At 70.8% G+C, this 18061-nt stretch carries 20 protein-coding genes; 6 read left to right on the forward strand and 14 right to left on the reverse strand.

The features are described 5' to 3' along the window. Positions 1 to 65: 65 nt before the first annotated feature. The gene (locus EIY87_RS31340) at positions 66 to 734 is read right to left on the reverse strand and encodes a TetR/AcrR family transcriptional regulator C-terminal domain-containing protein (protein ID WP_125313400.1); all 669 of its coding nucleotides are present in this window, start codon (positions 732 to 734) and stop codon (positions 66 to 68) included. Between the two features lie 66 nt (positions 735 to 800). Here EIY87_RS31340 and EIY87_RS31345 point away from each other — a divergent pair, with 66 nt between their 5' ends. Together EIY87_RS31345 and EIY87_RS31350 are read left to right on the forward strand one after the other, a co-directional pair. Then, on the forward strand, positions 801 to 1277 hold the full coding sequence (locus tag EIY87_RS31345; protein ID WP_225440135.1) for a GNAT family N-acetyltransferase: 477 nt from the start codon (positions 801 to 803) through the stop codon (positions 1275 to 1277). A gap of 38 nt (positions 1278 to 1315) precedes the next feature. Then, the gene (locus tag EIY87_RS31350; protein WP_158641391.1) at positions 1316 to 2173 is read left to right on the forward strand and encodes an alpha/beta fold hydrolase; all 858 of its coding nucleotides are present in this window, start codon (positions 1316 to 1318) and stop codon (positions 2171 to 2173) included. Between the two features lie 35 nt (positions 2174 to 2208). On the opposite strand, the gene EIY87_RS31355 is transcribed toward EIY87_RS31350, so the two are convergent. Next, positions 2209 to 2934: an SDR family NAD(P)-dependent oxidoreductase gene (locus tag EIY87_RS31355; protein WP_125313402.1), complete on the reverse strand. Its 726-nt coding sequence runs from the start codon at positions 2932 to 2934 to the stop codon at positions 2209 to 2211. 108 nt (positions 2935 to 3042) lie between these two features. On the opposite strand from EIY87_RS31355, the gene EIY87_RS31360 reads away from it, so the two are divergent. Next, on the forward strand, positions 3043 to 3867 hold the full coding sequence (locus EIY87_RS31360; protein ID WP_225440136.1) for an AMP-binding protein: 825 nt from the start codon (positions 3043 to 3045) through the stop codon (positions 3865 to 3867). A gap of 77 nt (positions 3868 to 3944) precedes the next feature. Here EIY87_RS31360 and EIY87_RS31365 read toward each other — a convergent pair whose 3' ends face one another. The 10 genes from EIY87_RS31365 to EIY87_RS31410 are packed head-to-tail and all read right to left on the reverse strand — an operon-like array spanning position 3945 to position 13949. Next, complete coding sequence (locus tag EIY87_RS31365) at positions 3945 to 5267, reverse strand: MFS transporter (protein WP_125313403.1); 1323 nt, start codon at positions 5265 to 5267, stop codon at positions 3945 to 3947. 25 nt (positions 5268 to 5292) lie between these two features. Beyond that, the gene (locus EIY87_RS31370; protein ID WP_125313404.1) at positions 5293 to 6240 is read right to left on the reverse strand and encodes a PDR/VanB family oxidoreductase; all 948 of its coding nucleotides are present in this window, start codon (positions 6238 to 6240) and stop codon (positions 5293 to 5295) included. After that, on the reverse strand, positions 6237 to 7421 hold the full coding sequence (locus EIY87_RS31375; protein WP_125313405.1) for a cytochrome P450: 1185 nt from the start codon (positions 7419 to 7421) through the stop codon (positions 6237 to 6239). Before EIY87_RS31375 ends, EIY87_RS31370 begins: the two co-directional genes overlap by 4 nt. A 58-nt stretch (positions 7422 to 7479) precedes the next feature. Next, on the reverse strand, positions 7480 to 8445 hold the full coding sequence (locus tag EIY87_RS31380; RefSeq protein ID WP_125313406.1) for an AraC family transcriptional regulator: 966 nt from the start codon (positions 8443 to 8445) through the stop codon (positions 7480 to 7482). 28 nt (positions 8446 to 8473) lie between these two features. Next, positions 8474 to 10132, reverse strand: coding sequence for an AMP-binding protein (locus EIY87_RS31385; RefSeq protein ID WP_125313407.1), 1659 nt, complete (start codon positions 10130 to 10132; stop codon positions 8474 to 8476). Beyond that, entirely contained in the window at positions 10129 to 11265 is a 1137-nt protein-coding gene (locus tag EIY87_RS31390) for an FAD-dependent monooxygenase (protein ID WP_125313408.1), read from the reverse strand. Before EIY87_RS31390 ends, EIY87_RS31385 begins: the two co-directional genes overlap by 4 nt. Next, entirely contained in the window at positions 11262 to 11834 is a 573-nt protein-coding gene (locus tag EIY87_RS31395; RefSeq protein ID WP_125313409.1) for a flavodoxin family protein, read from the reverse strand. The genes EIY87_RS31390 and EIY87_RS31395 overlap by 4 nt, the downstream gene beginning before the upstream one ends. A 5-nt stretch (positions 11835 to 11839) precedes the next feature. Further along, a complete protein-coding gene (locus tag EIY87_RS31400) occupies positions 11840 to 13102 on the reverse strand; it encodes an alpha/beta hydrolase (protein WP_125313410.1) in 1263 nt (420 codons plus the stop codon). After that, positions 13099 to 13356 carry a hypothetical protein gene (locus tag EIY87_RS31405; protein ID WP_125313411.1) on the reverse strand — a complete coding sequence of 86 codons (258 nt, stop codon included), beginning with the start codon at positions 13354 to 13356 and terminating at the stop codon, positions 13099 to 13101. Before EIY87_RS31405 ends, EIY87_RS31400 begins: the two co-directional genes overlap by 4 nt. Continuing rightward, positions 13353 to 13949 carry a VOC family protein gene (locus tag EIY87_RS31410; RefSeq protein WP_125313412.1) on the reverse strand — a complete coding sequence of 199 codons (597 nt, stop codon included), beginning with the start codon at positions 13947 to 13949 and terminating at the stop codon, positions 13353 to 13355. Before EIY87_RS31410 ends, EIY87_RS31405 begins: the two co-directional genes overlap by 4 nt. Positions 13950 to 14108: 159 nt before the next feature. Between EIY87_RS31410 and EIY87_RS31415 the strand changes: the two genes are divergently transcribed. The 3 genes from EIY87_RS31415 (at position 14109) to EIY87_RS31425 (ending at position 16219) form a co-directional block, all read left to right on the forward strand. Next, complete coding sequence (locus EIY87_RS31415; protein ID WP_158641392.1) at positions 14109 to 14918, forward strand: alpha/beta hydrolase; 810 nt, start codon at positions 14109 to 14111, stop codon at positions 14916 to 14918. A 33-nt stretch (positions 14919 to 14951) separates the two neighbouring features. Further along, positions 14952 to 15683, forward strand: coding sequence for a TetR/AcrR family transcriptional regulator (locus EIY87_RS31420; RefSeq protein WP_225440137.1), 732 nt, complete (start codon positions 14952 to 14954; stop codon positions 15681 to 15683). Between the two features lie 194 nt (positions 15684 to 15877). Continuing rightward, entirely contained in the window at positions 15878 to 16219 is a 342-nt protein-coding gene (locus tag EIY87_RS31425) for a hypothetical protein (protein ID WP_318531906.1), read from the forward strand. A 54-nt stretch (positions 16220 to 16273) separates the two neighbouring features. Here EIY87_RS31425 and EIY87_RS48120 read toward each other — a convergent pair whose 3' ends face one another. Together EIY87_RS48120 and EIY87_RS31430 are read right to left on the reverse strand one after the other, a co-directional pair. Beyond that, on the reverse strand, positions 16274 to 16486 hold the full coding sequence (locus EIY87_RS48120; RefSeq protein ID WP_191984350.1) for a hypothetical protein: 213 nt from the start codon (positions 16484 to 16486) through the stop codon (positions 16274 to 16276). Positions 16487 to 16522: 36 nt separating this feature from the next. After that, positions 16523 to 17962, reverse strand: coding sequence for a hypothetical protein (locus tag EIY87_RS31430; RefSeq protein ID WP_125313414.1), 1440 nt, complete (start codon positions 17960 to 17962; stop codon positions 16523 to 16525). Positions 17963 to 18061 lie beyond the last annotated feature (99 nt).

Here is an 18061-nt window from a genome sequence, read left to right on the forward strand (position 1 = left end):
ACCGCAAGCGTATACCTCGCGTGTATACCACCGCAGAGTACCGGATTGTCGCTGGTCGGAGGGTTTTATCGGGTGCGTCGCCGCCGCGCGGGCGGGTCGTGGCGAACGTGCCGGGCGGCGAGACCGTCGAGAACGATGCCGAGGTGGCGCTCGAACCGCTCCCCGCTGTCATCGCGAAGGTGTCCGGCGTCCTTGGTCAGGGGTGCGTGTTCGCCCAGGCCGGCGTCGCGTTCGGCGAGGGAGTACCGCGTCGGATCGGTGACGGCCGACTGGAGCCGCTCCTGCTCCTCGATGACGAAGCCGACGACGAACGCGACGACCACGTCCAGCGCGTCGTCCGCCTCCTGGAGGGTGAGCCCGGCCTTCGTCCAGCTCTGGTACAGCGGCTCCTTGACGCGCGCCACCAGATCGGGATCGGACACCCGTGCGCCGCTGAAGGTGCGGGCACCGTCGCGGTGGCGCAGGTACTCGGCGCGGAGCACGCGAGCGTACGCGGCCAGATCTTCGCGCCAGTCCGAACCGGGGGGCGGCAGCTCGTCCGCGATGCGCCGCAGGACCGTGGTGCTCATCTCGTCGAGCAGCTCCTGCTTGTTGCGCAGATGCCAGTACAGGGCCGGCGCGCGGACGTCGAGGCGCTGCGCGAGCGCGCGGACGGTGACACCCTCGATGCCCTTGTCGTCGAGCAGCTCCAGTGCGGCTTCGACGACCTTTTCCCGCGTGATCCCTTTTGGCATGGTTGACAAGTTATCAAAGTTAAGTCACGCTGGCGAACAGCACCTTAACTTAGATAATGTGGTGCCGTGCGACGGAGGGAGCAGGTCGTGACGATGAGCGTCGCGGAAGAACCGTGGGACTGCCCGGACGGCGTCCGGTTGCGCCGCGCCCTGCAGGTCGAACTGGCCGCCCGGTACGAGATCCCCGACCAGGAGACCGAGCCGCCGACCGCCGAAACCGTCAGCACGTTCCTGATCGCCCGCGCCGGCGACGGCGAAGCGACCGGTTGTGGCGCTCTGCGCCTGCTGGACAACGGCATGGCCGAAGTCAAGCGGATGTACGTGACGCCGCGGGCGCGCGGCACCGGAGTGGCCACGCGCGTCCTCCGGGCGCTGGAGGACCAGGCCCGACGGCACGGGATCAGTTCGCTTGTGCTGGCGACCGGCGTGAAGCAGCCGGACGCGATCCGTTTCTACGAACGCGAGGGCTACCAACGGATCGACGGTTACGGGCCTTACGCCGGTGAACCGCTGGCCAGGTGCTTCACCCGCCGGCTCCGCTGATGGGTGAACGGAACGCTCGACACAACGAAAGGTGCTCGGTGGATCGACTCGACGTGCAGGTCGGCGGAACGAAGATCGCCTACCTGAAAAGCGCCGCCGGCGACGATGCGCGGGCGATTGTGTTCGTCCACGGCAACTCCTCGTCAGCCGGCACGTGGCTCCCGCTTCTGACCGGTGATTTCGGGCGGCGGTTCCGCTGTTTCGCGCTGGATCTGCCGGGGCACGGGCACTCCGGCCCGGCTCGTGATCTCGCCGGCTACTCGCTGCCGGGATACGTGGCCGTGCTCACCGGCTTCATGCGGGAGCTCGACATCACCGACGCGGTCGTCGTCGGCTGGAGTCTGGGCGGGCAGATTGTCATGGAGGCGGCGCCCGAGCTGCCCGACGCGGCCGGCTTCGTCGTTTTCGGTGCCCCACCTGTCGCAACGCCGGCTCAATTGGCAGAGGCGTTCCTGCCGAGCCCGGCCATGGCCGCGCTGTTCAGCGACCAAATCTCCGAGCCCGAAGCGAAGTCGGTTGCCGGGTGCTTCGTCGCGGCAGGCACGTCGTTCGATGTCGGAGAGTTCGTTTCCGACATCCTCGGCACCGACGGTGCGGCCCGCGCGGGACTCGGATCCAGTCTCGGCGCAGGCCGTTTCGCAGATGAGGTCGCGATCGTTTCGGCTCTGGCGCAACCTCTGGGCATCTTGCACGGCGAGGCTGAGCAGCTCGTGAGCCTCGCCTACCTGCGCAAGCTGGATTTTCCCGCGTTGTGGCGTGGTGAGGTCCAGGTGATCCCCGGTGCCGGTCACGCACCGCATCGGGAGGCGCCTGAAAAGTTCGCTGCCCTGTTGAGGGAATTCGTAAGTGAGGCTGTGCTTCGCGGACCAGCTGCCTGGCCTTGTCCTGGTCGCTAGCCTCGATCGCGTCGGCGAGCCGCCCCGACGCGGCACTAGTCGACGACGAATTTGTCGGCGACGGCGCCCATCTGCCAGTTTTCGGGCATCGCGTGGTAGACCAGTTCCGGTTCGGCGCGCTCGGTGTGCAGGGTCCAGTAGGCGTTCGCGATGGCGTCGGGCTCCGCGTCGGGTCCGCCTTGGCCGATCATCGCGGCCAGGGCCACATGGGCGACGTAGACCCCTCGGCCCGCCAGGGAGGCGTGGAGGTTCAACGCCCAGTTGCGCAGGCCCCCGGTGGCGATCTGCACGTTCGCCACGTGCGGGGCGATCATCGGCCCGGATCCGGCTCCCGTGGTGAAGATGATCGTGCCCGTTCCGCGGGACAGCATTCCCGGCAGCACTTGCCGGACGGCGGTGATGCCACCGCGGACGTACAGGTCGAACTCGGGCAGCACCGACTCGACCGTCACCTCGCTCGCGTCGACGAGCGGCTGCTTCCGCAGGTCGGCAAGGCTCGGCGCCGGCGAGAACTCCAGCACGTCGACCCCGCCGAACCGCTCCTCCGCCGCCGCCAGCGCGGTGCGCAGGCCGTCCGCATCGCGGATGTCGGCGGGGAACGCCCCGGCTTCGGCACCCTCGTCCCGCAGCGTTGCCGCAAGCTTTTCGAGCTGCTCGACACTCCGCGCGAGCAGCGCCACCGAAAAGCCCTCGCGTGCGAAACGCCGGGCGATCGACATCCCCAGCTGTGGCCCCGCCCCGACAACGGCAAGTGTGCTCATGACGACATCCCCTTTCGGCACTTGCGTGCCCCAGTGCGCTCCCGGCCGCGTCGGTGCGGATCATGATCCCACTCTACGCGCGCCGGCCGTCGACTACACCGGATCCCGTTGGGGGGAAACGAATTCGCCGAGGTGCGTTGCGGCGACTGTGCCGAGCCGATCTGTGCCGTGCTGGAAATGGCGATCTGGGCACGCGGAGGCAGCTCCGAAGGCGGCATTGACGCTCCAGGCGATCTCCCGCGGGCTGCGCTGCTGCATCGTCGGAGGCGCCCGATGCCGATCGAGGTGCTGCGGTCCTTCGAGGAGACCTTCGGATGTGAGGTGTTCGAAGGATATGGGCTGTCGGAGACCGCGCCCATCGCGTGCTTCAACCAACCGGCCGTGCCGAGGAAGGCCGGAACGATCGGCGTCCCGGTGCGTGGCTGCGAGCTTCGCCTGGTCGACGACGAGGGCAACGAGGTGCACGACATCGACGTGCCCGGCGAGATCGAGATCAAGGGCGAGAACGTCATGAAGGGCTACTGGAACCGGCCGACGGCGACCGCGGAAGCGGTGGTGGACGGCTGGTTCCGCACCGGCGACATCGCAACACGCGACGGCGACGGCTACTACCGCATCGTCGACCGGAAGAAGGACGTCATCATCCGGGGCGGCTACAACGTCTATCCGCGTGAGGTGGAGGAAGTCCTCTACGAGCACCCGGCCGTCGCCGAAGCGGCCGTCGTCGGGATCCGCGACGAGTACCTCGGCGAACAGGTCGGCGCCGCCGTGGCGCTCAAGCGCGGCGCCCGAGCCGAGCCCGCCGAACTCGTCGAGTTCGTGAAGCAGCGGCTGGCGGACTACAAGTACCCCCGCCGGATCTGGCTCGTCGACAGCCTTCCCAAGGGACCGACGGGCAAGATCCTGCGCAGGAGCGTCGAACCACCGGCGTAGCGAACCTGATCGGTCCACGGCCTTGCGCCTGCTGCCGGGCATCAGCCGTCGTCTGCGCCCGGCATCGGGTGAGGTGATCAGGGTGTGCCCGTCTCTTCGGGTAGGCGAACCGCCAAAGCACTGGCCGTCACCGAGTACGGGCTGCGAAGGGTGAGCACGGCGATCAGGCTGACGCCGGAAGCGACTGCGACGTAACCGCCGACAGCGCCGAGACCGCCGGTCGAGGTGACGAGCAGCGTGGCGACGATCGGGGCGATCGCGCCGCCGAGTACGCCGCCGATGCCGTACGCGATCGACGCGCCGCTGTACCTGATCTCCGCGGGGAACGCTTCACTCAGATAGGCGCCGTACGGCCCCGTCGCCACGGCGATGCACGCCGCCGCGACCATCGTTCCGAGGAACAAACCGGCGTGGGAGCCGGATTCGACCAGCGCGAAGTACGGGTACGCCCAGACGATCGTGCCCACGGTGCCGGCGACGAGGACACGTTTGCGCCCGATACGTCCCGCGAGCAGTGCGGCGGCGGGAAGCGCCACGCACCAGAGCAGCGCGGCCACGATGGTGACCGTGAGCATCGTCGACGCGCTGAACAGCTTCGCCTTGGCGGCGTAGCCGAGCATGAACGCCAGCAGGAGGTTCCCGAGCGTGGAACTGCCGATGGTGATGCCGGACGCGGGCACCCAGATCCGTGGCGCGCGCAGCACGTCGGCGATCGGCGCGCGGCGCACGGTGTGCTGCCGCCGGACGCGCTCGAACTCGGGGCTCTCGGCCAGCTTGAGCCGGATCAGCAGACCGACGACGACCAACGCGGCGCTCGCCAGGAACGGGACGCGCCACCCCCAGCTCACGAACCCCTCGTCCCCGGCGCCGAGCCGGACGACCAGGAAGACCAGGCTGGCCAGCACGACGCCGAGCGGCAGGCCGACCTGGGGCAGGGAACTGAGCAGGGTGCGTTCGGTGCGGGTGCGCGCGTGCTCGAGGGCGAGCAGTGTCGCACCGCCCCACTCGCCGCCGACGGCGAGCCCTTGGGCGACGCGGATCAGCACCAGCGCGATCGGTGCGGCCACACCGATCGAGGCGTACGTCGGCAGCACTCCGATCAGGGCGGTGCCGACGCCCATGACGAGCAGGGACAGCACGAGCATGCGCTTGCGCCCGACCCGGTCCCCGAAATGACCGATGAGGGCACCGCCGATCGGCCGGGCGACGAAGCCGATCGCGAACGTCGAGAGGGCCGCGAGAGTGCTCGCGACGGTCGAGGTGCTGGGGAAGAACTGGGGAGCGAAGACGAGTGTCGCGGCGAGCGCGTAGATGAAGAAGTCGTACCACTCGATGGTCGTGCCGACGAGTCCGGCCACCGCCACGCGCCACGGCACCGGTCTGGATTCGGATCGGGACATCGTTGTCCTCCAAGGGATGAGCTGGTCACAGGTCGAGCACGAGCCGGGGAGTGCGGGACCGCGAGACGCACGGCAGGATGCGGTCGCCCGCCGCCTGTTCTTCGTCGGTCAGCACCGAGTCGCGGTGGTCCGGACGGCCGTCGAGGACGGCGATCTCGCACGTCCCGCAGGTGCCTTCCGCGCACGAGGTGAGGACATCCACGCCGGCCTCGATCAGGGTGTCCACAATGGAGCGATCGGCGGGCACCGCCAGCTCGGCTCCGGTCGACGCGATCCGGACCGTGAACGGCGTGTCCACACGGGAGCCGGTTTGCTTCGGCGAGAACCGTTCGGTGCGCAACCGCAGTCCGCGCCGGGCACATGCCGCCTCGGCGGCGGCGATCAGCGGCTCGGGGCCGCAGCAGTAGACGAGGGCCTCCGGCGCCGCTTCGTCGAGCGCGGCCTCGAGGTCGATCAGTCCGCACTCGTCGAACGGCACCACGCGCACCCGGCTCGCGTCGATGGTCCGCAGTTCGCCGGTGTAGGCCAGGGAAGCCCGCGTACGGCCGCCGTAGTGCAGCGACCAGTCGGCGCCCTCGCCGGAGACCTCGCGGATCATGGTCAGCAGCGGGGTGATCCCGATCCCGCCCGCCAGGAACAGGTAGTGCGGCGCCGGTTCCAAGGGGAAGTGGTTGCGAGGACCACCGACCACGACCCGGTCACCCTCGTGGAGCTGCTCGTGCAGCCACGCGGATCCGCCCCGGCCGTCGGACTGGCGCAGGACGGCGATCCGGTAGCTCGTGCGGTCGCCGGGGTCACCGCACAGCGAGTACTGGCGGACCAGCCCGGAGCCGGCCACGACGTCGATGTGCGCGCCGGGCCGCCATTCCGGGAGGTCACCGCCGTCGATCCGACGGAGCTCGAACTCGGCCACGTCTCGCGCGATCGCCCTCCGCCGCCGGACGGTGAGGTGCAGCGATGGTGATCCGGTCATGCGGCCTGCTCCGCTGTGAACGCGACGGGCAGCGCGAAGTGGGTCATCAGGGAGCCGCCGACCAGGCCGCTCTCGACCGGTTCCCCGGCCAGGCGCAGGTCCGGCAGCCGGTCCAGGAGGCGGCCGACGGTGATCCGCAGCTCCGCCCGGGCGAGGTGCTGCCCCTGGCAGACGTGCGGTCCCGCGCCGAAGCTGAGGTGCCGGTTGCGGGCGCGGCGGCGATCGAACACTTCCGGGGCGTCGAACTCCCGCGGATCCCGGTTCGCGGCCGCGAGGTCGAGCAGCACCCGGCCGCCTTCGGCCAGCTCCTCGTCGCCGACCCGGACCGGGCAGCGGAGCGTGCGCGCGAACAACTGCAGCGGTGTGGTCAGCCGCAGGCTTTCCTCGATCACCCGCGGCAGCCCGCTTCGGTCGGCGAGAAGCTCGTCGCGCAGGCCGGGGACGGTCAGCACGTGCCGGATGAGGCCGCCGAGCGCCGAGCCCGTCGAGTGGTGGCCGCCGACGATGTAGGCCAGCAGCAGCCCGGTCGCCCCGGCCGCGTCGATCCGCTTGCCCCGCACGACCCCGCTCGCCATCTCGGTCAGCATGTCGTCACGGGGATTCTCGCGGCGGTCGGCCAGCCAGCGTTCGGTGTGCTCGGAGAACTCCGCGAACCGCGCCGGGAAGTCCTCGGAACCCGTGGCGGCGAACAAGGCCGCCGCGAGACCGCGGGCCCGCACCGCCTCCGGCTGGCTCAGCCCGATCATCCGGCCGATCACGATGGCCGGCAACGGTTCCGTCAGCCGGTCGGCCAGGTCGGCCTCGCCGTCGGACGCGAACTCGTCGATCAGGAGGTCGGCGACCTCGGTGATGACCGGTTCGAACGCGCGGACGGCGCGTGGGGTCAGCGGGCCGTCGAGGACCTTGCGCCACTCGGTGTGCTCGGGTTCGTCGAACTCCAGGGCCGGCACCGGTGGCCGCGCCGGGTCGGCGGGGATGTGCACACCGTCGGCCGAGGAGAACGCGGCCGTGTCGGTCAACGCCCCGCGGATGTCCTCGTACCGGGTCAGGAAGGCGAACCCGCCGTGGCGGTCGCTGTGCACCACCGGACAGGCTTCGCGCATCTCCGCGTGCGCCCGCCGGACGTCCGCTGTGGACAGTGCGCTGTCGAGGTGGTCGAGTGCGGGAATCGCTTGGCTCATAACACTCCTTCGTCTGCGCTGACGCTGAGCCAAGTCTGCGTTTCGGCCGCCTCGCGGTCTATCCGGTCCGCGCTGCGGTGTCCGCCGTGCGCGAGGCGTGCAGCGTGGCCGACGGAGTGACGCCGTAGCGCAGCCGGTAGTCGCGCGCGAACCGGCCGAAGTGGAGGAACCCGCACTCCACGGCGATGTCGGCGACGGCGCGGCCTTCCCCGGCCGCCGAGAGCAGCCGGTGCGCGCGCTCCAGCCGCACCTCGCGGTGGTAGGCGGTCACCGTCGTGCCGAAGCGGGAGCGGAACCCTTCCTGGAGGGTGCGCACGCTGACCCCGGCCGTGCGGGCCAGCTGCCCGGGCGTCGCCGACGTCGCGGGGTCGGCTTTGAGGGCTTCGGCGGCGACGCCCGCCGCGCGGTACCCGCGGGCACCGCCGCCGCGGAACCGCAGGTTCGGGGCCTGGCCGAGCAGGAGCGCCGAGACGAGCACCCGCTCCAGTTCGAGACCCGTTCCCGGCGGCAGGATGCCCGTGTCGAAACGGTCCACTGTGGTCACGGCCAGCTTCAGCAGCGCGGGCCACGGTGTGCCGTCGGGGACGGCGAGAGCGAACCCGGCGGGCTCGGCGCCGAGCCGGGCGCACCCCTGATCGACGACGTCCCGTGGAAGCTTCGCGGCGACCTGCACGGTGCCCGGTGCGAACCGCAGCCGCAGCCGTTCGCCGGGCGAGATGACGCACGCCTGCCCGGCTCCGGCCCGGTGGCTGCCGGAGCCGGTGACCACGTCTGCCGCCCCGGCCAGGAACAACTGGAGCGTGTAGTACTCCATCGGCGCGAGCGCGGTCACCTCCGCATCGCCGTGGTACACGGCGTACAGCAACGTCGACGATCCGATGTCGACCGCGTGCAGCCGGGCGCCGAACTCCCGCGGCCGGGCGACGCGAAGCCGGTGCGACGACATCACGCGCCCGGCCGCGGACTGGGCCTCCGCGACGTCGGCGGTCCGCAGCTTGGTGTACCGGTGCAGGGGAACCTGCATCGCGATCCTCCGTTCGCGCGGGGAGTGCTCAGGGCGTCTCGACGCCGAGCGCCTCCGCGATCTGCCGCAGCCGGCGGCGATCGATCTTGCCGACCTGGCTGACGCGCGGCATCTCCGGCAGCACGACGACCCGCTCCGGCCACTTGTACTTCGCGACTTCGAGGCGTTCGAAGTGGGCCCGGACCTCGGCGAGGTCGAGCGGCCGGCCGTCCCGGGTGACGACGAAGGCGCACGCCCGTTCACCGAGTCGCGGGTCGGGCATCGCCACCAGGGCCGCTTCGGCGACGGCGTCGTGGGAACCGAGGAGGAGTTCGACCTCCTCGGTGTTGATCTTCTCACCGCCGCGGCTGATCATGTTCTTGATCCGGCCCTCGACGGTGTAGCACCGGACGCCGCCGATCGTGCGTTCCGCCATGAGGTCACCGGTCCGGTAGAACCCGTCGGCGGTGAAGGCGCGCCGGTTGTGCTCGGCGGCGTCGTAGTAGCCGCGCAGGGTGTACGGCCCGCGGGCGCAGAGCTCCCCGACCTCGCCGGGGGCCACTTCCACCTCGGTTCCCGGTTCGTACAGCCGGATCTCGTCCGCGGGCGAAATCGGTACGCCGACGCTCGCCGCGCGTGCCTCGGGCGGGAAGGCGAGCGGGGTGGTGAGGCAAAGTCCTTCGCTCATGCCGAAGATCTGCCCGCCCCAGACCCCCCGCGCCGCCAGCGTCTCCATGTGCTTGGCGGGCACCTTCTTGCCGCTGAACAGCACCCTCCGCAGTGCGGTGGCGGCGGCCAGCCCCGGCTCCAGCGCCAGGTCGAAGGCGAACGGGCCGAGCACGACGTCGGTGGCCGCGGCGCCGACGACGAGGTCGAGCGCGGCCGCGGCGTCGGGAACTCCCAGCACGAGGGTCGCTCCCACGCTGTGCGGGCCGTGCAGACCGATGATGACGCCCGCGTTGTGCACGATCGGCATCAGGAACGCGATCCGGTCGCCGGGCGCCCAGCCCATCGCGCGGGCGAGGCTCGCTCCGTAGTGCCAGTAAGGCGCGTGCAGGCAGGGGATGACCTTGGGCACTCCCGTGGTGCCGCCCGAGAGCTGGAACACCGCGAGCGACTGCCGGCCGAGACCGGCCTGGATGCCCTCGACGACCGCACGGGCTTCGGCGGCGTCGATGTCGTCGCCCAAGGTGTCCAGCTCGGCGGCCCGCGGGTCGGCCGCCCGTCCGTCGGAGACCAAGACCGTGCGCTCGACCCCGGCCGCCTCGGCCTGCTGGAAGGCGAAGCCGACGAGGTCGAAGCGCGGATCGCGGGCGGCGACGAGGTGGGCCACCGGACTCGTCTGCCGCGCGATCTCGCCGATCTCGTGCCCGCGGTGCAGCGGCAGCGTGCACACGGGGACCAGGCCGGCCTTGAGCAGCGCGTACCACGCGATGACGGTGTTGACGGTGTTGTGCACCTGCAGCAGGACCGCCCCACCGGGTGCCAGCCCGAGCCGGTGGAGCCCGGCCGCGCGCTGGTCGGTGACGCGGTCCAGCTCCGCGAAGGTCAGCCGGTCCCGGCCGCAGACCAGGGCGTCCCGGTCACCGTGTTCCCGTGCGACGGCGTGCAGGTGTTCGGCGATCGTGGGCGATTCCCACAGTCCTTCGCGGACGTAGCGAGCTTCCTCGTCGGCCGGATAGCGGACGAGCTTCCCGGGCGCGGTCACCGCAGTTCCCGTTCGTAGCCGAGGACCACGTCGCGATTCTCCCGCCGGAAGTCCCGGTAGGACACCCGGCCCGTGCGCATCAGGTACTCGAGCGCGAACTTCGTCGGGTGGGTGATGGTGCGCGACGGAAGCCCTTCGTACCAGTCGATGCTGCGTTTCGCGGCGGCCTGGAAGGCGTCCGCGACGGGCTTGCGCACCCGCTCGAACTCCTTGAGGCCGATTTCGATGTCCCACTCGGCGCCGGTCAAGGCCTCGGTGAGGTAGACCGCGTCCCGCATCGCGAACCGGGTGCCGGAGCCGATCGACGGGTGGACGGTGTGCAGCGCGTCCCCGATCAGCACGAGGTTGCGGTGGGTCCACCGCGCGCACCGGACGAACTTCGTCCGGAACCAGGGGGAGTGGTCGCTGCGCAGCGGCGCGCCGTCCAGCGATCCGGCGAAGAGCCGCTCGCACAGCTCGCGGGACTCGTCCTCGGTCAGGTCGGCGAAGCCGAGCTTGTCGAACGTTTCCTGGCCGACCTCGACGGTGAAGTTGCTCAGCTCGGCCGAGAACCCCGAGGCGTGGACCATGAGGATCCCGTGCTCGCTGTTCTGGAGGATGATCGACGGCGGGTAGGGCTTCGGGGTGCCGTACCAGGCCAGCCAGTTGCTCCCCAGCTCGACGCTGGGCCGGAAGTGCTCGGCGAAGCGGTCGCGGGTGGTGCTGTTGACGCCGTCGGCACCGACGACGAGGTCCCAGCCGGCCAGGTCGTCGTCCTCGGTCACGGCCGTGTCGCAGCCGTGTTCGACGGTCACCCCGGCGTCGAGCGCGAACTTCTCCAGGGTGTCGAGCAGGGCCCAGCGGGCGTTCAGGTGGCTGGCTCCGACCTGGACCGGCACGCCGGTGCCGTCGAGGCTGATGACCATCCGGTCGTGCCGGGTGTTGGTGGTGAGCGCGTCGACGACGTCCGGCGCGGCCGGCCGGAGCGCGGCGGCCGCGCTTTCGGTGAACGCCACGCCCCAGCCGTAGGTCACCCCGCGCGGGTTCCGCTCGCGGACGTGGACCGCGGTGGACGGGAGCGCCCGCCGGGCGAGGATCGAGAAGAACAAGCCGGCCGGGCCACCGCCGACGACGAGGATCTTTCCGGACGTCACTGTCCACCTCCTTGCCAGTGCGCGACGTGCTGTGCGACGCGCCTTCCCAGGGCCGACGCCGTGCGCAGATCGCTGTCCCGCATGCCTTCCAGCCCCTGGTCCGAATTGGACTGTGCCATGGCGCCGGCGTAGGCGCCGAGCCGGTTCAGCTCGTCGTGCGAGCCCGTGCTGCGGCCGTTGCCGTCGAGCAGGCCGAGCCCGACCCAGACCATGCCGTGCTGCATGGCGAAGAGCCAGAGCTGGGTGAGGGTGTTGAGCTTGTCCCCGGAATGACCGCTGGAGTTGGTGAAGCCCGCCGCGAGCTTGCCCTTCCAGCCCTGACCGGTCCAGATCTTGGCGCTGCTTTCCATGAACGTCTTGAAGACCGCCGAGCCGCTGCCCATGTAGGTCGGGGTGCCGAAGATCAGCGCGTCGCAGGGATCGAGCTGCCGCGGGTCGGCGGCGACTTCCTCGGCGAAGTACAGCGCGACGTCGGCACCCGGCACCGAGGCCGCCCCCTCACCCACGGCCCTGGCCTGTGCGGCGGTGTGGCCGTAGCCGCTGTCGTAGACGACTCCGATGGAGCCCACTTCCTTCACCTCGTTTTCTGTGGTGGTGCGGTGGCGAACCGGTCGGCCAGCCAGCGTTCGACGTGGACGGCGGCGACGGCGTACCCCGTCGGTTCGCCCTCGGCGACCGGTTGCCCGAAGTGCTGTCCCCGGACGACGTGCCGGGTTTTGTCCTCGGCGGCCAGGGCCGCGAACATCCCGGCGCTGACGCCCGGGAGCGCGGCCTGGTCACCGCTGAACTCCAGGTACAGCGCCGGCAGCCGCACTCCGGGTGCGCAGCGCGTGAAAGCCGCGTTGGAGTGGTTCGCCGACCAGGTCGACAACCACGCGTCCGGAGTGGTCAGCCGGCCGAACCCCACCAAGCCGTAGTTGACCAGGTCGGGGCGCCCGCCGAACAACGAGCCGTAGTGGCGGTCGTTCGGGTCGATCGACAGGTCCACGGACGGGGGGTCGGCGTCGGTGCGGTAGGTGGTGATCAGCCGTGGCGCGAGGGAGGCTCGCCGATCGTCGCGGTCCCCGGTGCGGGCGAAGCGCGTGCGGGCCTGCGACGCCTCCGCGGCGAGCTCGACGGCACGGGCGTCGATCCGCGCGATCCGGTCCCGCTGGGCCGCGCGGTAGGCGCGCAGGAAATCCAGCGGGTAGCGGCTCGGCGCCGGGGGCGGCGCGAACCCGTTGCGCGGCGAGTACATGTCGAGCGCGGGATCGGCCGACATCGGGTCCGACTCGTCGGTGACGGCGGGGTCGATGCAGTTCAGCAGCACTTTTCCCTGCCCGGGGTGCGGCGCGAGGAAGATCGCGCCGTCCGGCACCGGCATCCGGGCGCCCGCCAGCGCGATCGGCCGGCCCGCCGGTGTCACGTCCAACCGCAGTTCGGGCTCGAGGGACGCCTGCTCGATGTAGAACGCCGAAAGCGCTCCACCACCGGAGTGGCCGAACGACACGACCGCCTCGAACCCGTTGTCCCGCAGGAAAACGTGTCCCGCCGCGGCGTCCAGCAGCGCCTGCTCGTGGACCAGGGCGATGTCGTTGTTCGGCGAGCGGGTGCCCTGCGTCCAGACCGAGACGCCGCTACGCAGCAGCAGCGGGATCATCGGGTGGTGCGTCACCGACTGCCGTGGGTGCATGAGGGTGACCACCGTCGTCGCGCCGTCGAGGGTGTGCAGCACGCCCTCGACCTTGGCGCCGTCGAAGGTGGTGAGCTGGTGCGTGCGCACGGTGACGCCGGCCGGCGCCGGCTCGGTGTGGACGTCCCGGCCCGCGCCGAGCCGGTCCACCGCCAGCGCGCTCATGCGCCGGTCCCGGTGGGCACGACCACCAGCTCCGTCTTGTCCCAGCGGCTGACCCGGCCGTCCCGGACGGCGGCGACCGAGCTGTACCAGATGGCGTTGCGGCACCCGGTCGCGGCGCGTTCGACGCGGATCTCGCCGGGGGCGGAGACTTCGAGGTAGGGGCCCCGGCGCCGGACCGCCGTGTCCGGGTCCTTGGCCGCGACCTCGGCCAGCGGGCGGAAGTCGTCGACGTCGAGGACGAACAGCGTGGTCATGCGAATGTCACCAGTTCCGGCTCGCCCTCGTAGCGCTCGGCGATCAGCTTCGCCTTGCGCGCGTAGAACTTCTCGAGGGACGGCTCGGGCTCGCCGGCCACCTCCATGAGCGCGTCGACGCTCAGGTTCGCGTCGATGTCGTCTTCGGCGGTGATCGCGCGCAGCGGCCGGGTGATCTCCATCAGGTACCCGTTGGGATCGGTGACGTAGATCGACTCGACGGTCTCGTGCCGCACCTGCAGCTCACACGGCCAGTCGCTCGCGTCCAGCCGGCGCCGGTACTCCAGGAGGTCCTCCTCACTGTCCACGTGGATCGCGAGGTGCCGGGCGCGGTGCAGCAGGTCGGGGAGGTCGGCGTCGCGGTAGGGCGCCTCCCCGAAGTAGTAGAAGAACGCCAGCCGGTCGCCGTTGCCGATGTCGAAGAAGAAGTGGATGAAGTCCGGGTGGTCACCGGGGCCCCAGCCGAGCGCGCAGGTCGCGTGGACGACGGGGAAGCCGAGGACGTCCCGGTAGAAGGTGATGGTGGCCCGCGGGTCGAACGTGGGGAACGCCGCGTGGTCGACGCCCCGCACCGTGTGCGCCGGAGATGACATTTCCGTGCTCCTCTCGGTCGAGCTCTGCGGGTGAGCGTAGGCACACTCTGTCGCATGCGTCAATATTCTGACGAGTGAGTATCGGTGTTGACTTGTGCGATACTGAAGCGTCAGGATCAAGACGTTCCTGTTAGGATCATGAGTCGGAGGGATGCGGGCATGGCGACTGCGGAAGTGGCGGGCGCACCGCTCGTCGTGGCCCTGCACGGCGGCGGCTACCACCGCGGGTACTTCGACGTGCCCGGCCACTCGCTGCTCGAGCTGGGCGCGGCGGCCGGGTTCCGGGTGTTCACCCCGGACCGTCCCGGCTACGGCGCGAGCGATCCGCTTCCCGGCGGTGAGGCGACCTTCGCCCGCCAAGCCGAAGCGCTCGACGCCACGATCGGTGCCTTGTGGACGGAGCACGGCGAGGGACGGCCGGGCGTGGTCCTGCTCGGGCACTCCATCGGCGGGGCCATCGCGGTGCACCTCGCCGCGCGTCAGCCGCGCTGGCCGTTGCTGGGCCTCTCGATCCACGGGGTGGGGGACCGGTCTCCCGCGCACGTCACCGACGCGTGGCACGCCCTGCCCGCGGGCGCGCCGGTGGAACTGCCGCCCGAACAGCGACGCGCTCTGCTCTACGGCCCGGAAGGAACCGTCGACGCCGAGGCGGTGGCAGCGGCGAAGGCCGCTGTGGAGCCGGTTCCGCTGGCGGAGATGCTCGAGATCGTCGGGAAGTGGCCGGAAGAAGTGGCGCGGCTCGCCGCGGCGGTGACCGTTCCGGTGCAGTACACGCTCGCCGAGTACGACGGCCTGTGGGTCGTCGACGAGAGCCGCGTGGCCGCGTTCACCGGGTACTTCGAGGCCGCCCCGTGGGTGGACGCCCGGCTCCAGGCCGGCGCCGGCCACAACCTCGACCACCACCGGCTCTCCCGCGCGCTGCACCTGCGGCAGCTGGCCTTCGCGGCCGAGTGCGCGGCCCGCGGTTAGGATGTGCGGGGTGATGGGCGAGGGGTGGCTGTGGTGACCGCGAAGGGCGCTGGGCGCGCGACTCCCCGGCGCAAGCTGCTCATGAGCGAGATCCTCGACCAGGCGATGCGGCTGTTCGCCGAACGCGGCTACGACGGGACCACCCTGCAGGACGTCGCGGACGCGGTCGGGCTGAGCCGCCCCAACCTCTACAACTACGTCAAGAGCAAGGACGAACTGCTCGTCGCGATGGTCGAGGCGACGGCCCGGAGCGCGGCGAGCTCGTTGCGGGAGGTCCGGCAGCGGACCGACCTCGACCCGGCCGCGAAGCTGCGCATGCTCGTACGCACCCTGGCTCTGCGCCGCGCCGAGCAGCCGGAGCAGTTCCGCACGCTCGACCGCAGCGACCAGGCGCTCCCGCCGGAAATCGCGAAGAAGCACCTCCAGAGCCGGCGGGCCGTACTCCGCGAGATCACCGCACTCATCGAGGAGGGCGTCACCGCCGGGTCCTTCCGCCCGGTCGACGCCCGCATCACGGCCCTGTCGATCATCGGCATGTGCAACTGGGTGGCCTGGTGGTTCCACCCGTCCCCGGCGCACCCCGCCGAGCCGGTGGCCGAGCAGATCGCGGACAACGCGGTGCAGATGGTGGTCAGGGCGGCCGGCCGCACCCCGGACGCGCCGACCCCGCTCGGGGCCGTCGAGCTGCTCCGGCAGGACCTCGACTACCTCACCCGGCTGCTCAGCGCGGACGCTGAAGCAGGGGACCCGCCCGGCAGGGAGTAGCGGGAGGTACGCGCTTGTCCGGGGCGCATCGCGGGAGGCCGGCCGCACTGCACTCCCGGGCTCGCGACTGCCGGGCGGTGTCGCCTGCACCAAGCTGCTGGTCGACGCTTCCTGATCGGTCGCGCGGGCGTGTTGAGACGGCTTCCGAGCCCGCGAGCAAGGCGATGCGATCGTGACACGGCTCAGGAAATGGCTTGCTCAAGACCTTATCGATCTGGCCGCTGCTGGTCGACGGTCTGCTGACGATCGCGACGGTCGAGCTGTGGAAGACGTGCGGCAACGGTCGCCCGTCGGGTCGCTGGGTGGCCTGGCCGGCATTCGGGTTCGGCACCAGCCTGTCGTTGGTGGCGAACATCGGTTCGGCGGCAGCCCTGAGCGTGTTGGCGGTCGAGTTGTTGAACGGTGCGTTGAAGAAGGCAAAACCTTGGCGCCGGTTCAGGCAGCGGATGTGGGAGTACTGGATCGAGTGGCTGGTACGCACAACCACGGTCGGCGGATTCTCCGGAAGTGGAGAACCGAGCAAGATCGGCAGGTGACTGGCGTCGGACGTGCTGCGGCGAGTGGTACAACGACGACGTCCGCAAGGGCGGTCATGTACTCGGGTCCGCCGTCGTGATGTTGATGTGCCGCTTCGCAACCGCGTGAGGTGGCAGTCCAGCACCCGCACCCGGGTTCGCCTGCACCCGTGCGGCGGCCTGACCGAGCATCGGCGCCGTGCCCGCGTCCAGCTCACGGGAGAGAACGAGGACGACGACGCCGGGCCCGGCCCGCGCCCACAGCACCTGGAGCCGCTCCGGCTGCACGATCGGCTATCCCGGTGCCGGAACGGCAAAACGGGTTCAGGCCCGCATCAGGATGAAGTCGCCGTGGCCGCCGTAGCCGAGGACGTCCTCCGCGTATTGCGTGCCGTTGAACGTGGGGAGCCACCACTGGTTCCCGATCCGCACGAGCATCGGGTGCGGGATGTTCGTGCCGTACGGCGCGTTCAGCGTGCCCAGCTTGCGCAGCCGCAGGTCGTAGACCGGGTATTCGCGGGCGTCGCCGTCGCTGGCGAACAAGTACCACCGGCCGCCCACCCGCTGCAGGATCGTGCCTTCGGTCTGGTCGACCGATGTGTCGGCGCCCAGCAGCGTCAGGCCGTGGTCGTAGTCGGCGCCGCGTGGCGCGGCCGCGAGCGCGGGGTGGAACACGAACGACGGTTGCTGCGCGGGGCTTTCGACGAACGCGATGTGCCACCGGCCGTCGATCCGGGTCAGCGCGGGGTCCCACGAACTGACGGTGGTCGGCAGCGGGAGCTGCCGCGTCGGCAGGACGTGCACGCCGGAGAGCACGTTCTCGCGGGTGACGGTGTGCCGGACGTGGACACCGGTGAAGGAGAAGTCGCCCCAGGAGCTCATCAGCAGGATGAACCGGTCGTCGTCGATGACGATCTGGCCGGCGTGGTCGCCGAGCACGACGCCGTCGCGCGCGAAGAACAGTGTCGCGACCTGCTCCAGCTTCGTGGGATCGGCCAGGTCGAGCGTCCACACCGCCCAGTGCGCCTGCTGGAAGAAGCCGAGCCCGGCGTTGGTCATGGTCAGGTAGAGCTTGCCGCCGCGGATGTAGGGCCGGCCGTCGGCGTACTGCACGACGTGCGGGTCGCGCACCCCCGCCTGGCCGAAGTAGCCGGCCCGTACCCGGCCCAGCCGCGCCGGGCCGCGGCTGCCGTACGCGTAGCCGAGCTCGCCCAGCACCGCCGGGTCGCGCAGGTCGATCCGCGCGCGGACCTGGTCGCGCTCGGTCAGCAGCGGCCGCCAGCCGGTGCCGGTGTCGGCCAGCACCGTTACGGCGTTTTCGTTGATCACCACGGCGAAGCCGAACGCTCCCGGCAGGGCCGCCGCCGCTGTCTTGACGACGGAGGTGCCGCTCGCGGTGGTGATTTCGATGCCGGCCTGCCCGGCGGCGGGGTCGTAGGTGCCGAGCACGGAGACGCCGTTGCCGGCGAGCCCGGCGACCACGGGCGCGCCGGCGTCGAGCACGTCGACGGTCACCGTCCCGTAGGGCGCTTTCGGCCGGACGCCGGTCTTGATGAGGGCGCCGGGCCGGGCCGCGGTGTCGACCTGGACGAACTTCGGGGCGATCAGGGCGAAGGGCCGGAACTGTTCCGTGACGGAGAACTTCAGGGAGAGCGGGTCGGTGCCGGCGGCTTCGGCGGTACCGCCGAGCAGGCTCGCGGTCACCCCCGTCACTCCCAGCGCGGTGAGGGCACGCAGCACGTCGCGTCGATCGAAGTCGGTCACCTTTGACCTCCGGGTGGGGACGGATCGGGTACCTAGTTTGCAACGTGGCATGCTACGTTGCAACCGGTTCAGGTCCAGGCCGACGGTCCCGGTTGCCCC

Source organism: Amycolatopsis eburnea, assembly GCF_003937945.1.
Classification (GTDB): domain Bacteria; phylum Actinomycetota; class Actinomycetes; order Mycobacteriales; family Pseudonocardiaceae; genus Amycolatopsis; species Amycolatopsis eburnea.

Coding starts and splice junctions, on each gene's coding strand:
- EIY87_RS31410 (WP_125313412.1), bottom strand. CDS start 13,949: ATGTCATCTCCGGCGCACACGGTGCGGGGCGTCGACCACGCGGCGTTC.
- EIY87_RS31340 (WP_125313400.1), bottom strand. CDS start 734: ATGCCAAAAGGGATCACGCGGGAAAAGGTCGTCGAAGCCGCACTGGAG.
- EIY87_RS31380 (WP_125313406.1), bottom strand. CDS start 8,445: ATGCAGGTTCCCCTGCACCGGTACACCAAGCTGCGGACCGCCGACGTC.
- EIY87_RS31370 (WP_125313404.1), bottom strand. CDS start 6,240: ATGACCGGATCACCATCGCTGCACCTCACCGTCCGGCGGCGGAGGGCG.
- EIY87_RS31415 (WP_158641392.1), top strand. CDS start 14,109: ATGGCGACTGCGGAAGTGGCGGGCGCACCGCTCGTCGTGGCCCTGCAC.
- EIY87_RS31375 (WP_125313405.1), bottom strand. CDS start 7,421: ATGAGCCAAGCGATTCCCGCACTCGACCACCTCGACAGCGCACTGTCC.
- EIY87_RS31365 (WP_125313403.1), bottom strand. CDS start 5,267: ATGTCCCGATCCGAATCCAGACCGGTGCCGTGGCGCGTGGCGGTGGCC.
- EIY87_RS31400 (WP_125313410.1), bottom strand. CDS start 13,102: ATGAGCGCGCTGGCGGTGGACCGGCTCGGCGCGGGCCGGGACGTCCAC.
- EIY87_RS31355 (WP_125313402.1), bottom strand. CDS start 2,934: ATGAGCACACTTGCCGTTGTCGGGGCGGGGCCACAGCTGGGGATGTCG.
- EIY87_RS31405 (WP_125313411.1), bottom strand. CDS start 13,356: ATGACCACGCTGTTCGTCCTCGACGTCGACGACTTCCGCCCGCTGGCC.